Origin of the sequence: Desulfonatronospira sp. MSAO_Bac3, assembly GCF_003838035.1 — a bacterium.
Taxonomy (GTDB): domain Bacteria; phylum Desulfobacterota; class Desulfovibrionia; order Desulfovibrionales; family Desulfonatronovibrionaceae; genus Desulfonatronospira; species Desulfonatronospira thiodismutans.
This window is the reverse complement of sequence record NZ_QYZY01000312.1, coordinates 1-1,980: the sequence shown is the minus strand read 5'-3', so window position 1 is coordinate 1,980 and position 1,980 is coordinate 1. Positions and strand designations below refer to the sequence as shown.

Sequence of the window (1,980 nt, the reverse complement as noted above, 5' to 3'; positions counted from 1 at the left end):
GCTGGTATCTATATTGCCCGGACTGGCCTGCGGTGCAGGCGGATGAGGGTCAGCTTTTTTTTTGCCCTTTCCGGAGGAGCTGTTCTGCTTCTTTGGGGCCTGCCTTGCAGACCCGGTTGAATCTGAAGAACTGTCGCGGTCACGTTCTTTTTTGTCAGGCATGAGAGCAGCCAGCCTGTACAGGCCTCCTCCCCAGGAAAAACCGGTGGCCAGCTGAATCCCCATCAGGGTCAAAAACCCCCCTGCAATAAGTATCCCCCAGAAGCCAAGGGCTTCAAAGCCGGCCTGATACAGCTGACTTCCGGCAAATCCTCCGCCGCTTATTTCCATATCCTGCGTGAAAGCCTGCACCCGTGGAAACTCCGCCCAGACGATAAGTGCTGCAAAGCAGAAAAAAAGCCCCAGCCAGCGCCACCAGGCAAGTTGGAGCACCGGCCAGAAAAGATAGAGCCCCAGGTAGACGAAAAACAACGGCACCACCAGGCTGCCTACCCCCAGAAGCTCCACCAGGGAGCCTCCCAGGTAAGCGCCCACGGTTCCTGCAGGGTTTTGAACCGAGTGTGCGCTGCCCACCTGCTGGTTGAAGGTGGGGTCCAGAGAAGAGTACCCCGCCAGGCTTACCCCCAGAAGCAGGGCCAGAAAAAACATAACTGTGCCGGGAATTTCCCTGTAGAGCCTGCTGCCGTCCATGATTCGCCCTGACAATCTGTTTATTCCCGGCCCATGTATTCTTTGGTGCGGGTGTCCACTTTGATTCTTTCTCCCTCGTTTATAAACAGGGGCACATTGACCACAATGCCGGTCTCCAGCCTGGCAGGCTTGGTCCCGCCGGTTACAGTGTCCCCCTTCATTCCCGGCTCGGTCTGGGCCACCTCCAGGATTACCGCTGCGGGGATTTCGATGTCTATGGGGTTGCCGCGGTAAATCAGGGCCTTGACGGTCTGGCCGTCCTTGAGAAAACCCCCTTTCTCTCCCATGCTTTCATCGTCCACCATGAGCTGCTCATAACTGCCCATGTCCATGAAGACATAAGCGGTGCCGTCATGGTAAAGATACTGCATCTCCCTGGACTCCAGGTCCGGCTTGGCCACCTTTTCCCCGGAGCGGAAGGTCTGGTCCAGCATGCCTCCTGTAAGCAGGTTCCTGAGCTTGGTGCGCACAAAAGCCCCGCCCTTGCCGGGCTTGACATGCAGAAAATCCACGATCTCGTAGGGCTCATTCTCGATCTCGATTTTCAGTCCTTTGCGGAAATCAGTAGTGGAAAGCATTCATCCTCCTTTATATATGACATGGGGCTTGGGGCATGGAGCATGGGGCCTGGGGCCCCTGGCTCTTAATCCCTCGATCCTTGAATTCCTGAATCCCCCAATCCCTCAATCCCTAAATCCCTAAATTCCTAAATTCCTGCATTCCTCAATCCCTCAATTCCCCAATTCCCCAATTCCCCAATCCCCCAATACCTAAATCCCTAAATCTTACAAACTATCCAGATACCACACCAGCGCCTCAATCCCCAGAACATAACTCATGATGCCGAATCCGGCAATGACTCCCAGGCTGTGGGCTGCGGTCAGGTTCTGTCTGCGGATCTCCTCCCGGCTCCAGATGTTACTCAGGTGCACTTCCACGTGGGGGATATTTATCCAGGCCAGGCAGTCCCCCAGGGCCAGGCTGGTGTGGGTATAGGCCCCGGGATTGATGACCAGCCCCTGCACATTGTCCTTCCAGGCCTTTTCCAGCCTGTCAATGATCTCCCCTTCGCCGTTGGCCTGAAAATAATTGAGCTCTATCCTGTCTAGAAGCCCGGGGCGGTCCTTTTCCAGGATGGTCTGCACAGCGTCCATGCCGCGGGTGCCGTATGTACCCGGGTCGCGCCGGCCGATATAGCCGAGGTTGGGTCCGTTTACCATCAATACAGTGTACTTTTCCCCGGGCATGGCTACTTTTTCCTCCACAGTTCAGGGTCATCTTCAGTCGGCT

The 1,980-nt window shown here is 55.9% G+C and carries 3 protein-coding genes; all 3 read right to left on the bottom strand.

Annotation, left to right across the window (positions count from 1 at the left end; all coding sequences use genetic code 11):
- On the bottom strand, positions 1-690 hold a 690-nt coding region (locus tag D5S03_RS10960; RefSeq protein ID WP_287043997.1), incomplete at its 3' end, for a DNA translocase FtsK 4TM domain-containing protein.
- Positions 691-710: 20 nt separating this feature from the next.
- A complete protein-coding gene (gene efp, locus D5S03_RS10955) occupies positions 711-1,268 on the bottom strand; it encodes an elongation factor P (protein ID WP_287043996.1) in 558 nt (185 codons plus the stop codon).
- A 207-nt stretch (positions 1,269-1,475) separates the two neighbouring features.
- On the bottom strand, positions 1,476-1,937 hold the full coding sequence (locus tag D5S03_RS10950; RefSeq protein ID WP_287043998.1) for a type II 3-dehydroquinate dehydratase: 462 nt from the start codon (positions 1,935-1,937) through the stop codon (positions 1,476-1,478).
- Positions 1,938-1,980: the final 43 nt, after the last annotated feature.

Excerpts from the sequence above, each read along its gene's own strand:
- efp (WP_287043996.1), bottom strand. The coding sequence starts at position 1,268 with ATGCTTTCCACTACTGATTTCCGCAAAGGACTGAAAATCGAGATCGAG.
- D5S03_RS10950 (WP_287043998.1), bottom strand. The coding sequence starts at position 1,937 with ATGCCCGGGGAAAAGTACACTGTATTGATGGTAAACGGACCCAACCTC.